Annotated in this window: 14 protein-coding genes; 7 read left to right on the forward strand and 7 right to left on the reverse strand. The window is 59.6% G+C overall.

Annotated features, from left to right (window positions below; translation table 11 throughout):
* Nucleotides 1-59: 59 nt before the first annotated feature.
* From rho to KRR23_RS22465, 3 genes are all read right to left on the reverse strand, one after another.
* A complete protein-coding gene (rho, locus tag KRR23_RS22455) occupies nucleotides 60-1,319 on the reverse strand; it encodes a transcription termination factor Rho (protein WP_019694195.1) in 1,260 nt (419 codons plus the stop codon).
* Between the two features lie 248 nt (nucleotides 1,320-1,567).
* Entirely contained in the window at nucleotides 1,568-1,897 is a 330-nt protein-coding gene (gene trxA, locus KRR23_RS22460; protein WP_003206727.1) for a thioredoxin TrxA, read from the reverse strand.
* 120 nt (nucleotides 1,898-2,017) lie between these two features.
* Nucleotides 2,018-2,722: a FadR/GntR family transcriptional regulator gene (locus KRR23_RS22465; protein ID WP_216744309.1), complete on the reverse strand. Its 705-nt coding sequence runs from the start codon at nucleotides 2,720-2,722 to the stop codon at nucleotides 2,018-2,020.
* Between the two features lie 254 nt (nucleotides 2,723-2,976).
* Between KRR23_RS22465 and KRR23_RS22470 the strand changes: the two genes are divergently transcribed.
* From KRR23_RS22470 to ppx, 5 genes are all read left to right on the forward strand, one after another.
* A complete protein-coding gene (locus KRR23_RS22470; RefSeq protein ID WP_216744310.1) occupies nucleotides 2,977-3,762 on the forward strand; it encodes a transporter substrate-binding domain-containing protein in 786 nt (261 codons plus the stop codon).
* 34 nt (nucleotides 3,763-3,796) lie between these two features.
* A complete protein-coding gene (locus KRR23_RS22475) occupies nucleotides 3,797-4,465 on the forward strand; it encodes an amino acid ABC transporter permease (protein ID WP_216744311.1) in 669 nt (222 codons plus the stop codon).
* Nucleotides 4,462-5,112 (forward strand): amino acid ABC transporter permease, encoded by a 651-nt coding sequence (locus KRR23_RS22480; protein ID WP_123581023.1) that lies wholly within the window; start codon nucleotides 4,462-4,464, stop codon nucleotides 5,110-5,112. The genes KRR23_RS22475 and KRR23_RS22480 overlap by 4 nt, the downstream gene beginning before the upstream one ends.
* On the forward strand, nucleotides 5,099-5,836 hold the full coding sequence (locus KRR23_RS22485) for an amino acid ABC transporter ATP-binding protein (RefSeq protein ID WP_216744312.1): 738 nt from the start codon (nucleotides 5,099-5,101) through the stop codon (nucleotides 5,834-5,836). The genes KRR23_RS22480 and KRR23_RS22485 overlap by 14 nt, the downstream gene beginning before the upstream one ends.
* A 258-nt stretch (nucleotides 5,837-6,094) precedes the next feature.
* Nucleotides 6,095-7,597 (forward strand): exopolyphosphatase, encoded by a 1,503-nt coding sequence (gene ppx, locus KRR23_RS22490; protein WP_216744313.1) that lies wholly within the window; start codon nucleotides 6,095-6,097, stop codon nucleotides 7,595-7,597.
* Between the two features lie 59 nt (nucleotides 7,598-7,656).
* Here ppx and ppk1 read toward each other — a convergent pair whose 3' ends face one another.
* Nucleotides 7,657-9,879 carry a polyphosphate kinase 1 gene (gene ppk1, locus KRR23_RS22495; protein ID WP_216744314.1) on the reverse strand — a complete coding sequence of 741 codons (2,223 nt, stop codon included), beginning with the start codon at nucleotides 9,877-9,879 and terminating at the stop codon, nucleotides 7,657-7,659.
* An 18-nt stretch (nucleotides 9,880-9,897) separates the two neighbouring features.
* The gene (hemB, locus tag KRR23_RS22500) at nucleotides 9,898-10,911 is read right to left on the reverse strand and encodes a porphobilinogen synthase (protein ID WP_123426232.1); all 1,014 of its coding nucleotides are present in this window, start codon (nucleotides 10,909-10,911) and stop codon (nucleotides 9,898-9,900) included.
* 207 nt (nucleotides 10,912-11,118) lie between these two features.
* Between hemB and KRR23_RS22505 the strand changes: the two genes are divergently transcribed.
* A complete protein-coding gene (locus KRR23_RS22505) occupies nucleotides 11,119-11,751 on the forward strand; it encodes a DedA family protein (protein ID WP_216744315.1) in 633 nt (210 codons plus the stop codon).
* Here the strand turns inward: KRR23_RS22505 and KRR23_RS22510 are convergent.
* A complete protein-coding gene (locus tag KRR23_RS22510; RefSeq protein WP_216744316.1) occupies nucleotides 11,732-12,967 on the reverse strand; it encodes a sterol desaturase family protein in 1,236 nt (411 codons plus the stop codon). The two genes, KRR23_RS22505 and KRR23_RS22510, sit on opposite strands and share 20 nt — an antisense overlap.
* A gap of 115 nt (nucleotides 12,968-13,082) precedes the next feature.
* Here KRR23_RS22510 and elbB point away from each other — a divergent pair, with 115 nt between their 5' ends.
* Nucleotides 13,083-13,751: an isoprenoid biosynthesis glyoxalase ElbB gene (gene elbB / locus KRR23_RS22515; RefSeq protein ID WP_216744317.1), complete on the forward strand. Its 669-nt coding sequence runs from the start codon at nucleotides 13,083-13,085 to the stop codon at nucleotides 13,749-13,751.
* A gap of 37 nt (nucleotides 13,752-13,788) precedes the next feature.
* Here the strand turns inward: elbB and KRR23_RS22520 are convergent, their stop codons facing one another.
* Nucleotides 13,789-14,241, reverse strand: a complete 453-nt coding sequence (locus tag KRR23_RS22520) for a YaiI/YqxD family protein (RefSeq protein ID WP_216744318.1) — start codon at nucleotides 14,239-14,241, stop codon at nucleotides 13,789-13,791.
* Between the last annotated feature and the right edge of the window lie 47 nt (nucleotides 14,242-14,288).

A 14,288-nucleotide genomic window follows, 5' to 3' on the forward strand; every position in this document is an offset into this window, starting at 1 on the left:
TCATCAAAAATCAAATAGCAAAAAGCCGGGTTTCCCCGGCTTTTTTGGTCTTCCGCGATTTACTTGCGTTTCATCGACAGGAAGAACTCATCGTTGGTCTTGGTCTGTTTCAGCTTGTCGACCAGGAACTCGATGGCAGCGACTTCATCCATAGGATGCAGCAGCTTGCGCAGGATCCACATGCGCTGCAGCTCGTCGTCGGCGGTCAGCAACTCTTCGCGGCGGGTGCCGGAGCGGTTGATGTTGATCGCCGGGAAGACGCGCTTTTCAGCGATCTTGCGATCCAGAGGCAGTTCCATGTTGCCGGTGCCTTTGAACTCTTCGTAGATCACTTCATCCATCTTCGAGCCGGTTTCAACCAGCGCGGTAGCGATGATAGTCAGCGAGCCGCCTTCTTCGATGTTCCGAGCAGCACCGAAGAAACGCTTTGGTTTCTCCAGGGCGTGGGCATCGACACCACCGGTGAGGACCTTGCCGGAGCTCGGGATCACGGTGTTGTAGGCACGCGCCAGACGGGTGATGGAGTCGAGCAAGATGACCACGTCTTTCTTGTGTTCAACCAGGCGCTTGGCCTTCTCGATCACCATTTCGGCAACCTGCACGTGGCGGGTTGGCGGCTCGTCGAACGTCGAGGCAACCACTTCGCCGCGCACGGTGCGCTGCATTTCGGTTACTTCTTCCGGACGTTCGTCGATCAGCAGCACGATCAGATGAACTTCAGGGTTGTTACGAGCGATGTTGGCAGCGATGTTCTGCAGCATGATCGTCTTGCCCGCTTTTGGCGGAGCAACGATCAGACCGCGCTGGCCTTTACCGATCGGGGCGCACAGGTCGATGACACGACCGGTGAGGTCTTCGGTGGAACCGTTACCGGCTTCCATCTTCATGCGCACGGTCGGGAACAGCGGGGTCAGGTTCTCGAAGAGAATCTTGTTTTTCGCGTTCTCGGGACGATCGTAGTTGATCGTGTCGACCTTGAGCAGTGCGAAATAACGCTCGCCTTCCTTTGGAGGACGGATCTTGCCAACGATGGTGTCACCGGTGCGCAAGTTGAAGCGACGGATCTGGCTCGGCGAGACGTAGATATCGTCTGGGCCGGCAAGATAGGAGGCGTCTGCAGAGCGGAGAAAGCCGAAGCCGTCCTGGAGAATCTCCAGCACGCCATCACCGGAGATTTCCTCGCCGCTTTTCGCGTGCTTTTTCAGCAAGGAGAAAATCACATCCTGCTTGCGCGAACGGGCCATATTTTCTATGCCCATCTGTTCGGCCAATTCGAGCAGTTCGGTAATCGGCTTTTGCTTGAGTTCAGTCAGATTCATATAGGAATGACGTAATCATTTATGGAGGGGGGGAAATTAAGCTTTTGGCTTAATGAGGCCGCGCCGCAGAGAAGGCGACAGGATCGCGTACTTATTCGAAAAGGAGAGCGTCGGCGACGGCTTGCAGGGGGCGCTGGAGAAACCAGTGCGGGGCCGAATGTAACACCTGAGTTTCGGAGCGTCTAGCCCTGAATAACGAAAAAGCCCCGCTATTTGCGGGGCTTTTTGGATGACTCTTGCAACAACGCTTAAATGTTGGCGTCGAGGAAGGCAGCCAGTTGCGACTTCGACAGCGCGCCGACCTTGGTCGCTTCGACGTTGCCGTTCTTGAACAACATCAGGGTCGGGATACCACGTACGCCGTGCTTGGCCGGGGTTTCCTGGTTTTCGTCGATGTTCAGCTTGGCAACGGTCAGTTTGCCTTTGTAGGTTTCAGCGATTTCGTCCAGAACCGGAGCGATCATCTTGCATGGGCCACACCACTCAGCCCAGTAGTCGACCAGTACAGCACCTTCGGCCTTGAGTACGTCAGCTTCGAAGCTAGCGTCGCTAACGTGTTTGATAAGATCGCTGCTCATGGAAGTCTCCAGGTTGTAAGCAAAAAAACGTGGCCCATCATAGCCGCCCTTCCCTCGTTCAGGAAGCCGCAGATGATTGAGTCTCGCTATGGTGGTGCATGAGTTTGGGTATAGCTCAAGTCACGCCGTGGCGGGGGTCACGAAGGAGATTCCAGTGCGCAGGGCCGCGTTGCGCACGTGCTCCTGCATAGCCTTCTGCGCGGCCCCCGAAGACCGACGGGCCAGCGCCCGGAGGATCTTGCGGTGTTCCTGCCAGGTTTCCATGGCCCGTTCGGCCCGGATAAACGGTAGTTTCTGGCTCTCCAGAAAGAGTTCGGCACTCGCCGTCAGAATGCTCAACATCGCCTGATTGCCACTGGCCAGCAGCATTCGCCGATGAAACTCGAAGTCCAGCCGCGCCGCCGCATCGAAGTCCCCGGCACGCAACTCGTCGCGCATCGCTGTGACGTTATCTTCAAGGGCATCGAGCTCATCGGCGCTCAATGTCACCGCCGCCAACCCCGCCGCAAAACCTTCCAGGGCATAGCGCAACTGAAAGATATCCACAGGCGAGGCTTGAGCCGCGAACGGCCAACTCACTCCCGACACTGCCGGGGATGGCTCGACTGCCTGCACGAATACTCCTTTGCCTGGCTGCACGCTGATCACCCCCAAGGCACTCAAGGATGACAACGCTTCACGCAGCGACGCCCGGCTCACGCCCAATTGCAGTGCCAGGTCACGCTGCGAAGGCAGCACGTCCCCCGGCCCGAACCCCTGTTCGGTAATCAGTTTACGGATGGCGTGCAGCGCCACTTCAGGTACGGCGCGGGAGATCGAATTCATGGTTTTTCAGACGAGCCAAGCCAGTGAGCGGCTAGTTGTAAAGCTAATCGCCGAGTCAGGCAAGTCGTGCCCCACGGGGGGTCGAGCGCTTTGGCCGATGCCCGATCAAGGTGCGAAAAAATCGGCAACTGTTCAGACCAGTAAGACCGATCAACGTCAGTAAATCCGCGGCTTTGCACGCATTTCGCCGGAGGTTGGCATGGGCTGTGCTCTGTCGACTCGCAGAAATCACTTGCCGAATCCGGAGATTTGCCATGACCCAGCGTTGCAGCGCCCTGCTCACTGCCCTGTTCGCCAGCCTGATGTTCTGTCAGCTCCCCGCCCATGCCGACGGCCTCGAGGATGTGGTCAAGCGCGGCACGCTCAAGGTTGCCGTGCCTCAGGACTTTCCGCCGTTTGGCTCGGTGGGCCCCGACATGAAACCCCGTGGCCTCGACATCGACACCGCCAAACTGCTGGCCGACCAGCTCAAGGTCAAACTCGAACTGACGCCGGTCAACAGCACCAACCGCATTCCATTCCTGACCACCGGCAAGGTCGACCTGGTGATCTCCAGCCTTGGCAAAAACCTTGAGCGCGAGAAGGTCATCGACTTCTCCCGCGCCTATGCACCCTTCTATCTCGCGGTGTTCGGCCCGCCAGACGCCGCCATCAACAGCCTGGATGACCTCAAGGGCAAAACCGTCAGCGTCACCCGTGGCGCCATCGAAGACATCGAGTTGACTGCCGTAGCGCCGCAAGGCGTGACCATCAAGCGCTTCGAAGACAACAACTCGACCGTCGCCGCCTACCTCGCAGGGCAAGTCGACCTGATCGCCAGCGGCAACGTGGTGATGGTGACCATCAGTGAACGCAACCCGAAACGCATTCCGGCGCTGAAAGTGAAGCTCAAGGATTCGCCGGTCTACGTCGGCGTGAACAAGAACGAGCCGGCGCTGCTGGACAAGGTCAATCAGATCCTTGCCACCGCCAGGACCGACGGCAGCCTCGAGAAAAATGCGCAAACCTGGCTCAAGCAGCCGCTGCCGGCCGATCTCTGATCGTCGCGACGGCGCTTAATCGAGGAAACTGTCCATGGCCTATCAGTTCGACTTTTTACCGGTGGTGCACAACACCGACCTGTTGCTGCGCGGTGCGCTGTTCACCCTTGAGCTGACGGCCATCGGCGCACTGCTCGGGGTGAGCCTGGGGATTGTCGGCGCAGTGGTGCGGGCGTGGAACATCCGTCCGTTTGCCGGGATTTTCGGGGTTTACGTCGAGTTGATCCGCAATACACCGTTTCTGGTGCAACTGTTCTTCATTTTCTTCGGCTTGCCGTCGCTGGGCCTGCAAATCTCCGAATGGCAGGCGGCGGTGCTGGCGATGGTGATCAACCTCGGCGCCTATTCGACGGAAATCATTCGCGCAGGCATTCAAGCGATTCCGCGTGGCCAGCTGGAAGCTGCGGCGGCGTTGGCGATGAGCCGCTTCGAAGCGTTCCGCCATGTGGTGCTGCTGCCGGCGCTGGGCAAGGTCTGGCCGGCCCTGAGCAGCCAGATCATCATCGTTATGCTCGGTTCGGCGGTGTGCTCGCAGATCGCCACGGAAGAACTGAGTTTTGCCGCCAACTTCATTCAGTCGCGCAACTTCCGCGCCTTCGAAACCTACGCCCTGACCACGCTGGTCTACCTGTGCATGGCTTTGTTGATCCGCCAGCTACTGAACTGGATTGGGCGACGCTACATTGCGAGGAACGGCCAATGAGCGATTTCACCTTCTGGGACATCGTCCGCAACCTGCTCACCGGCCTGCAATGGACCCTGGCACTGTCGCTGGTGGCGTTTATCGGTGGCGGGCTGATCGGCTTGCTGATCATGACCCTGCGTATCTCGAAAAACGCCCTGCCACGAGGTTTCGCCCGCACCTACATCGAGCTGTTCCAGGGCACACCGCTGTTGATGCAGCTGTTTCTGGTGTTTTTCGGCGTAGCGCTGCTGGGGATCGAGATTTCGCCGTGGCTGGCGGCGGCGATTGCCTTGACGCTGTTTACCAGCGCTTACCTGGCGGAGATCTGGCGCGGCTGCGTCGATTCGATCGCCAACGGTCAGTGGGAAGCGTCGGCAAGCCTGGCGCTCAATCCCTTTGAACAGCTGCGCCACGTGATCCTGCCGCAAGCCCTGCGCATTGCCGTGGCACCGACCGTGGGCTTCTCGGTGCAGGTGGTCAAGGGCACGGCGGTGACCTCGATCATCGGCTTCACCGAACTCACCAAAACCGGCGGCATGCTCGCCAATGCAACCTTCGAACCCTTCATGGTCTACGGCCTCGTGGCGCTCGGTTACTTCCTGCTCTGCTACCCGTTGTCCCTCAGTGCCCGCTACCTGGAAAGGAGACTGCATGCCTCTGCTTAGAATTTCCGCCCTGCATAAATATTACGGCGATCACCATGTGCTCAAAGGCATCGACCTGAGCGTCAACGAAGGCCAGGTGGTGGCGATCATCGGGCGTAGCGGCTCGGGGAAATCGACCCTGCTGCGCACCTTGAACGGCCTGGAGTCGATCAACGACGGGGTGATCGAAGTCGACGGCGAATACCTCGACGCCGCCCGCGCCGACCTGCGCAGCCTGCGGCAGAAGGTCGGCATGGTGTTTCAGCAATTCAACCTGTTCCCGCACCTGACGGTGGGCGAAAACGTCATGCTCGCGCCGCAAGTGGTGCAGAAAGTCTCCAAGACCAAAGCCGCCGGGCTGGCGCGACAGATGCTGGAGCGGGTCGGGCTCGCGGAGAAATTCGATGCGTTCCCGGATCGACTGTCCGGCGGCCAGCAACAGCGTGTTGCGATTGCCCGGGCCCTGGCAATGTCGCCGAAAGTGCTGCTGTGCGACGAAATCACCTCGGCACTTGATCCCGAGCTGGTCAACGAGGTGCTGAGCGTGGTCCGGCAACTGGCCAGGGACGGAATGACGCTGATCATGGTCACCCACGAAATGCGCTTCGCCCGTGAAGTCGGCGACAAACTGGTGTTCATGCACCAGGGCAAGGTGCACGAGGTGGGCGATCCGAAAGTGTTGTTTGCCAACCCGCAGACGGCAGAGCTGGCGAATTTCATCGGTACCGTTGAGGCGGCGGGCTGAAGCCTTGTGGCGAGGGAGCTTGCTCCCGCTCGACTGCGCAGCAGTCGTAAGGCCTGCAGATGCGGTCTGCCTGGTAGAAATCGGGCCCACCATTGAGGACCGCTTCGCGCTCCAGCGGGAGCAAGCTCCCTCGCCACAGGGGATAGACGCTCGAGCCACCGAGTTTCGTGCGTCATATCAATGCTTTAATTCGTGTGCGTTGGCGGCAGCGGTTGATCGTGGCAGGATGTCGAGGTTATCGACCGAGACCCCCTCACCATGCCTCAATCCCAAGCCAAGAATCTGTCCCTGATCGCCGCTATAGACCTGGGCTCGAACAGCTTTCATATGGTCGTGGCCAAGGCCCTGCACAATGAAATCCGTATTCTCGAGCGGCTTGGCGAGAAGGTTCAGTTGGCCGCGGGGATCGACGAAGAGCGCCAACTTACCGAAGAATCCATGCAGCGCGGGCTCGATTGCCTGAAGCGCTTTGCCCAACTGATCAACGGCATGCCACCGGGCGCCGTGCGGATCGTCGGCACCAACGCCCTGCGTGAGGCGCGCAACCGTGGCGAATTCATCCGTCGCGCCGAAGAAATCCTCGGTCACCCGGTAGAAGTCATCTCCGGTCGTGAAGAAGCCCGCCTGATCTACCTTGGCGTCTCCCACACCCTCGCCGACACACCGGGCAAGCGTCTGGTAGCCGATATCGGCGGTGGCAGTACCGAATTCATCATCGGCCAGCGCTTCGAACCGCTGCTGCGCGAAAGCCTGCAAATGGGCTGCGTCAGCTACACCCAGCGCTATTTCCGCGACGGTAAGATCACTCCGGCCCGTTACGCCCAGGCCTACACTGCGGCGCGGCTGGAGATCATGAGCATTGAACATGCCTTGCATCGCCTGACCTGGGACGAAGCGATCGGCTCCTCGGGCACCATCCGTGCCATTGGTCTGGCGCTGAAAGCGGGTGGCCACGGGACTGGCGAGGTCAATGCCGAAGGCCTGTCCTGGCTCAAGCGCAAGCTGATCAAACTCGGTGACGTTGAAAAAATCGATTTCGAAGGCATCAAACCGGATCGCCGGGCGATTTTCCCGGCTGGCCTGGCGATTCTCGAAGCAATCTTCGACGCCCTCGAACTGCAACGCATGGACCACTGTGAAGGCGCCCTGCGCGAAGGCGTGCTCTATGACCTGCTGGGCCGTCATCACCACGAAGACGTCCGCGAACGCACTCTCAGCTCGCTCATGGAGCGTTACCACGTCGACGTGGAACAGGCCGACCGCGTCGAACGCAAAGCGCTTCATGCGTTCGACCAGGTGGCCGATGACTGGGACCTGAATGACGGCGTCTGGCGCGAACTGCTCGGCTGGGCCGCCAAGGTCCACGAAATCGGGCTGGATATCGCCCATTATCAATTCCACAAACACGGCGCCTACCTGATCGAACACTCCGATCTGGCCGGTTTTTCCCGTGAAGACCAACTGATGCTGGCGCTGCTGGTACGCGGCCACCGCCGCAACATTCCCAAGGACAGGTTTGCCGAGTTCGGCGATGACGGCATCAAGCTGATTCGCCTCTGCGTGCTGCTGCGCTTCGCGATTCTGTTCCATCACATCCGTGGCACCCAAAAGATGCCGCAGGTCACCTTGCAGGCCAACGGCGATACCCTGGATGTGCTGTTCCCGGAGAACTGGCTGGACGAAAACCAGCTGACCCAGGCTGACTTCGCGCTGGAAGCGGAATGGCTGACCCGCGTCAACTTCGTGCTTAACGTTCACTGAAAACAAAAGGGCGATCCTTGCAGATCGCCCTTTTGCATCATGCCGGTCCCTCTCCTGCGTTAACTCACACTCAGAATCGGGCTACCCAAACGCTCCAGCAAGGTTGCCTGGGCGCTACGCGGGTTCTGGTTGCCGGTCGGCGTGTTGCGGATGTAACGGCCGTCCGGCTGCAGGCTCCAGCTGTGGGTGTTATCGGTGAGGTAAAGCTCCAGTTCTTTCTTGACCCGGGTAATCAGCTTCTTGCCTTCCACCGGGAAGCACGTCTCGACGCGTTTATCGAGGTTGCGCTCCATCCAGTCAGCACTCGACAGGAACATCTGCTCTTCACCGCCGTTAAGGAAGTAGAAGACCCGCGTGTGCTCCAGGAAGCGACCGATGATCGAGCGCACGTGGATGTTGTGCGAAACCCCGGCGATACCCGGCCGCAGGCAGCACATGCCGCGTATCACCAGATCAATCCGCACCCCCGACTGGCTGGCCTTGTACAGCGCGCGGATGACCTTAGGGTCGGTCAGCGAGTTGAACTTGGCGATGATGTGCGCCGGCTTGCCATCAAGGGCGAACTGGGTCTCCCGGGCAATCATGTCGAGCATGCCCTTCTTCAGCGTGAACGGCGCGTGCAGCAGTTTCTTCATGCGCAGGGTTTTACCCATGCCGATCAACTGGCTGAACAGTTTGCCGACGTCTTCGCACAAGGCGTCGTCGGACGTCAGCAGGCTGTAGTCGGTGTACAGGCGGGCGTTGGCGGCGTGGTAGTTGCCGGTACCCAAGTGGGCGTAGCGGACAATCTCGCCAGCCTCGCGGCGCAGGATCAGCATCATCTTGGCGTGGGTCTTGAAACCCACCACGCCGTAGATCACCACCGCGCCAGCGGCTTGCAGACGGCTGGCCAGTTGCAGGTTGGACTCTTCGTCGAACCGCGCGCGCAATTCGATCACCGCGGTGACCTCTTTGCCGTTACGCGCCGCGTCGACCAGGGCATCGACGATTTCCGAGTTGGCACCGCTGCGGTAGAGGGTCTGACGGACCGCCAAAACGTGCGGGTCCTTGGCAGCCTGGCGCAGCAAATCGACCACCGGGGTGAAGGACTCGAACGGGTGCAGCAGCAGGATGTCCTGCTTGCTGATCACGCTGAAAATGTTCTCGCTGTTTTGCAGCAGTTTCGGAATCTGCGGGGTGAACGGCGTGTATTGCAGCTCTGGGTGACTGTCCAGGCCGGTGATGCTGAACAGCCGCGTCAGGTTGACCGGACCGTTGACCCGATACAGCTCGGTCTCTTGCAGATTGAACTGTTTGAGCAGGTAGTCGGCCAGGTGTTTCGGGCAGGTGTCCGCGACTTCCAGACGCACCGCATCACCGTAGCGACGGGAGAACAGCTCGCCGCGCAGTGCGCGTGCCAGGTCTTCGACGTCTTCGGTGTCGACCGCCAGGTCTGCGTTTCGGGTCAGGCGGAACTGGTAGCAGCCCTTGACCTTCATGCCCTGGAACAGGTCGTCGGCGTGAGCGTGGATCATCGACGACAGGAACACATAGTTGTCGCCGGTGCCACCGACTTCTTCCGGCACCTTGATCACACGCGGCAGCAAACGCGGTGCCGGGATGATAGCCAGACCGGAATCGCGACCGAACGCATCGATACCTTCGAGTTCGACGATGAAGTTCAGGCTCTTGTTCACCAGCAACGGGAACGGGTGCGTCGGGTCGAGACCGATCGGGGTGATGATCGGCGCGATCTCGTCGCGGAAATAGCGGCGCACCCAGGTCTTGAGCTTGGTGGTCCAGTAGCGACGACGGATGAAACGGACCTGATGTTTTTCCAGTTCCGGCAACAGAATATCGTTGAGGATCGCGTATTGGCGATCGACGTGGCCGTGCACCAGATCGCTGATCCGTGCCAGCGCCTGATGCGGTTGCAGACCATCGGCACCGGCTTGTTCACGGGCAAAGGTGATCTGCTTTTTAAGCCCCGCAACGCGAATCTCGAAGAACTCGTCCAGGTTGCTGGAGAAAATCAGCAAAAACTTCAGCCGTTCCAGCAACGGATAGGACTCATCCAGCGCCTGTTCCAGCACGCGGATGTTGAACTGCAGTTGCGACAGCTCGCGATGGATGTACAGGCTGCTGTCATCCAGACCAGGAATCGCGACCGCAGGCAGAGCAGGCGCCGCTTCGGCTACCACCGCGGGTGGAGCAGGCTCCAGCGTAAGCGAGGTTTCGACGACTGGCTCAACCACAGGTTGAGCTTCGTTTACGGCAACTTCAGAGAGTCCTTCGGTATTCATCGAGTGTTCCTGGGAGGGCTATTGTTGCTCTCGTAACAATTGAGCGGCACGTACGGCAAAGTAAGTCAGGATGCCATCAGCGCCAGCACGTTTAAAGGCGGTCAGGGATTCAAGAATAACCCCTTCGCTCAACCAGCCATTCTGGATCGCTGCCATGTGCATCGCGTATTCACCGCTGACCTGATAGACAAAGGTCGGCACTTTAAATTCTTCTTTGACGCGGTAAAGGATATCCAGGTACGGCATGCCTGGCTTGACCATGACCATATCCGCGCCTTCTGACAAGTCGCTGGCCACCTCGTGCAACGCTTCATTGCCGTTGGCCGGGTCCATTTGATAGGACGCCTTGTTCGCCTTGCCCAGGTTCAACGCCGAACCGACCGCATCGCGGAACGGGCCATAGTAGGCACTCGCGTACTTGGCCGAGTAAGCCATGATCCGCACGTTGACGTGATCGGCCAGTTCCAGCGCTTCACGAATCGCCTGGATGCGGCCGTCCATCATGTCCGACGGAGCAACCACCTGCGCACCGGCAGCCGCATGGGACAGCGCCTGCTTGACCAGCGCATCGACAGTGATGTCGTTCTGCACATAGCCTTCTTCATCCAGAATACCGTCCTGACCGTGGGTGGTGAACGGGTCCAGCGCGACGTCGGTAATCACCCCCAGCTCCGGGAAGCGTGCACGCAGGGCGCGGGTGGCGCGCTGGGCGATGCCCTCCGGGTTCCAGGCTTCAGCAGCGTCGAGGGATTTGAGTTCGGGCGGGGTCACCGGGAACAGCGCCACGGCTGGAATGCCCAGCTCGACCCACTGGGCCGCTTCTTCGAGCAACAGGTCGATGGTCAGACGTTCGACGCCCGGCATCGAGGCAACCGCTTCGCGACGGTTTTCACCGTCCAGCACAAAGACCGGAAGAATCAGGTCATTGGTGGTCAGAACGTTTTCACGGACCAGACGGCGAGAAAATTCATCACGACGGTTGCGACGCAGGCGGGTTGCAGGAAACAAACGGTTGGCGGGGGTAAAGCTCACGGCAGACTCCTGAGCCCGCGCTGGCGGGCGAGCGTGACAGTTATAAGCGCCCATTATGACTAACGTATGACAGTTATGTGCACCCCTGTGACCTGTAGTCGCAACCATTGTCCTTGTAGGAAATGTTCACGTCGAGACACATTTCGACACTTTCCTGAATGTGTCTGAAGGGTTAGGCTGCGCGTTCATTTCGCCAGCACCCAGACAATGCTCCAACAATTTCTGCATGACTTCGGCTACTTTGCCCTTTTCCTCGGCACGTTCTTCGAAGGCGAAACCATTCTGGTACTCGCAGGCTTCCTCGCGTTCCGCGGATACATGGATATCAACCTGGTGGTGGTCGTGGCGTTCTTCGGCAGTTACGCCGGCGATCAGCTGTGGTACTTCCTGGGGCGCAAGCACGGCCGCAAACTGCTGGCGCGCAAACCACGCTGGCAACTGATGGGCGATCGGGCGCTGGAGCATATCCGCAAGCACCCGGATATCTGGGTGCTGAGCTTTCGCTTCGTCTACGGCCTGCGCACGGTAATGCCCGTGGCCATCGGCCTGTCGGGTTACCCGCCGGGACGCTACCTGATACTCAATGGTATTGGTGCGGCGATATGGGCTAGTGCCCTGGCGGCTGCCGCTTACCACTTTGGCGCGGTGCTCGAAGGCATGCTCGGCAGCGTCAAGAAGTACGAACTGTGGGTACTCGGCGCCCTGCTGGTGCTGGGCTTCTGCCTGTGGCTGCGCCGACGCTTCAAGAATGCTCGCCTTGCCAAGCAGATCTACGAAGACGATCAGGTCCTGCAAGCTGAAAAAGCCAAGAACAGCGAACCTACGACGCCAGTCGAGTGATGCGGTTTTTGCAGCAGTAGAGACCGATGCCGCTGAGAAGGCTGTAACTGAGCAGGCCGATCCAGCCCACCGCGCTGGCCGGCCATAGCCCGACCAGCGGCGCCAGCCACACCAGCGGCAAGTTCAGCGCCAGCCGCAGCAACTCCAGTTTCAACGCCTGCGGGCGATTCTCCAGGGCTACGCCCAGCACAAACAAACCCAGCGCCACCGCCCCCCAGCCCAACACCAGGGCCGCGGCTGGCAAGCTTCGTTCCAGATTCATCAGGTAGCTGCCCAGCGCGATATACAGGCAAAACTGCAGCGCGATATACACCTGCTGTCGTCCGTCCAGCGGCACCTCGAATTTTCGGAACTGACTCAGGTCCGGCTTGTTTATCGGGTACTTCGCCGCCACGTCCGCCGGCCGCCAACCGGTGCGCATGAACCAGATTCGCAGCTTGTCCCACCAGCGTTCGGCGCGTCGTGCATCGGCCCATAACTGCGCATAGAACTGCACGTTCGCCCACAACGGGTTCCAGCTCGCCAACGGTGTGGTCACGCCGAAAATCACCGGTTCGTTGTCGTCCTCTTCCTGGAACGAGCCAAACAGCCGATCCCAGATAATGAACACCCCACCATAGTTGCGATCCATGTAGAGCGCGTTCTGCGCATGGTGAGCCCGATGGTTGGAGGGCGTGACGAAGAACCATTCGAACCAGCCAAGCTTGGGAATGTGTTTGGTGTGAACCCAAAATTGGTACAGCAGATTCAGCGCCGCGACGCTGACGAATACCATTAGCGGCACACCGAGCACCGCCATCGGCAAGTAGAAAATCCAGCTCAGCAGGAACCCGGTGCTGGTCTGGCGCAACGCCGTGGAGAGGTTGTAGTCCTCGCTTTGGTGATGCACCGAATGCGCCGCCCAAAGGATGTTGCGCTCATGCCCCATGCGGTGCAGCCAGTAGTAGCAGAAGTCATAGAGGACAAAGGCAAACACCCAGACCCAAATGCTCTCGACCGACAGCTCGAACAACGCCAGATGCTTCAGCGCAAACGCGTACGTCACCAGCCCCATACCTTTGGTCAGCAGGCCGGTGGTGGTCGACAACACGCCGGTGCTGAGGCTGTTGATCGCATCCGCCAGGCGATAATTACGCACCCCGCGCCAACGATCCGCCAGCAGCTCGACGGCAATCAACACGAAGAAAAACGGCACCGCATACAGAATGAAGTCCATGACGCGACCTGATCGCAATGGTGATGACTGATCCTAGGTGTAGCCGTGAAATAACCCTATGGCAACGAGTGACAAATTAGTGGACATTTAATGCCATGAAACTGGAGAAGAACCCATGAGCAAAAAAGTTGCAGTGATACTTTCCGGCTGTGGCGTGTATGACGGCGCCGAGATCCATGAAAGCGTGATGACCCTGCTGCGCCTCGACCAACGCGGCGCGCAGGTGCAATGTTTCGCCCCTGATATCGCGCAATTGCATGTGGTCAACCACCTGACGGGCAAAGAAATGCCCGAGTCGCGCAACGTGCTGGTGGAGTCGGCGCGCATCGCTCGCGGGCAAGTGAAAGACCTGCGCGAGGCCAACGCCGAAGACTTCGATGCGTTGATCGTGCCCGGTGGTTTTGGTGCGGCGAAGAACCTGTCCAACTTCGCCATCGAAGGCGCCGGTTGCAGCATTCAGCCAGATGTCCTGGCGCTGGCCGAAGCCTTTGCCGAAGCCGGAAAACCGGTTGGCCTGATCTGCATCTCACCGGCGTTGGCGGCGAAAATCTACGGCCCGGGCGTGACCTGCACCATCGGCAACGACGCCGACACCGCCGCCGCCATGACCCGAATGGGCGCGACCCATGTCGATTGCGCCGTCGGCGAGATCATCGAAGACAAGGCACGCAAACTGGTCAGCACTCCGGCCTATATGCTGGCGCAATCAATCAGCGAAGCGGCTTCAGGGATCAACAAGCTGGTTGATCGGGTTTTAGAGCTGACTCACGAAAACGACGCATGACACCTGATCGTTCCCATGCTCTGCGTGGGAACGATCATCATGGCCGGGATAGCCGGGTGATGATCCGGTCCAGCGCATTGGCGAACGCCTGCTTCTCGCGATCGCCAAACGGCGCTGGCCCGCCACCCATTTGACCCTGCTCGCGCAGGTCGGTGAACAGGTTACGCACTGCCAGCCGATCGCCCATGTTCTGCGCATCGAACTCCTTGCCCCGCGGATCCAGCGCGGCAACGCCTTTCTTCACCAAGCGGTCGGCCAGCGGCACATCGCTGCAAATCACCAACTCACCCGGCACTGCGTGCTCCACCAGGTAATCGTCGGCCGCGTCCGGGCCGCTCGGCACCACGATCAGCTTCACCAGAGCCAGGCCCGGCTTGATCTGCGGCTGCCCAGCCACCATCACCACCTCGAATTGGCGCTTGAGCGCAAACTTCACCACCAGATCCTTGGCTGCCCGAGGGCAGGCGTCGGCATCGATCCAGACACGCATTGTGTGTTTTCTCCTTTGAAAAGCACCGCGGGCAAGCTTTGCTCCTA

It is taken from the genome of Pseudomonas sp. CVAP#3, from assembly GCF_018986375.1.
Taxonomy (GTDB): domain Bacteria; phylum Pseudomonadota; class Gammaproteobacteria; order Pseudomonadales; family Pseudomonadaceae; genus Aquipseudomonas; species Aquipseudomonas helvetica.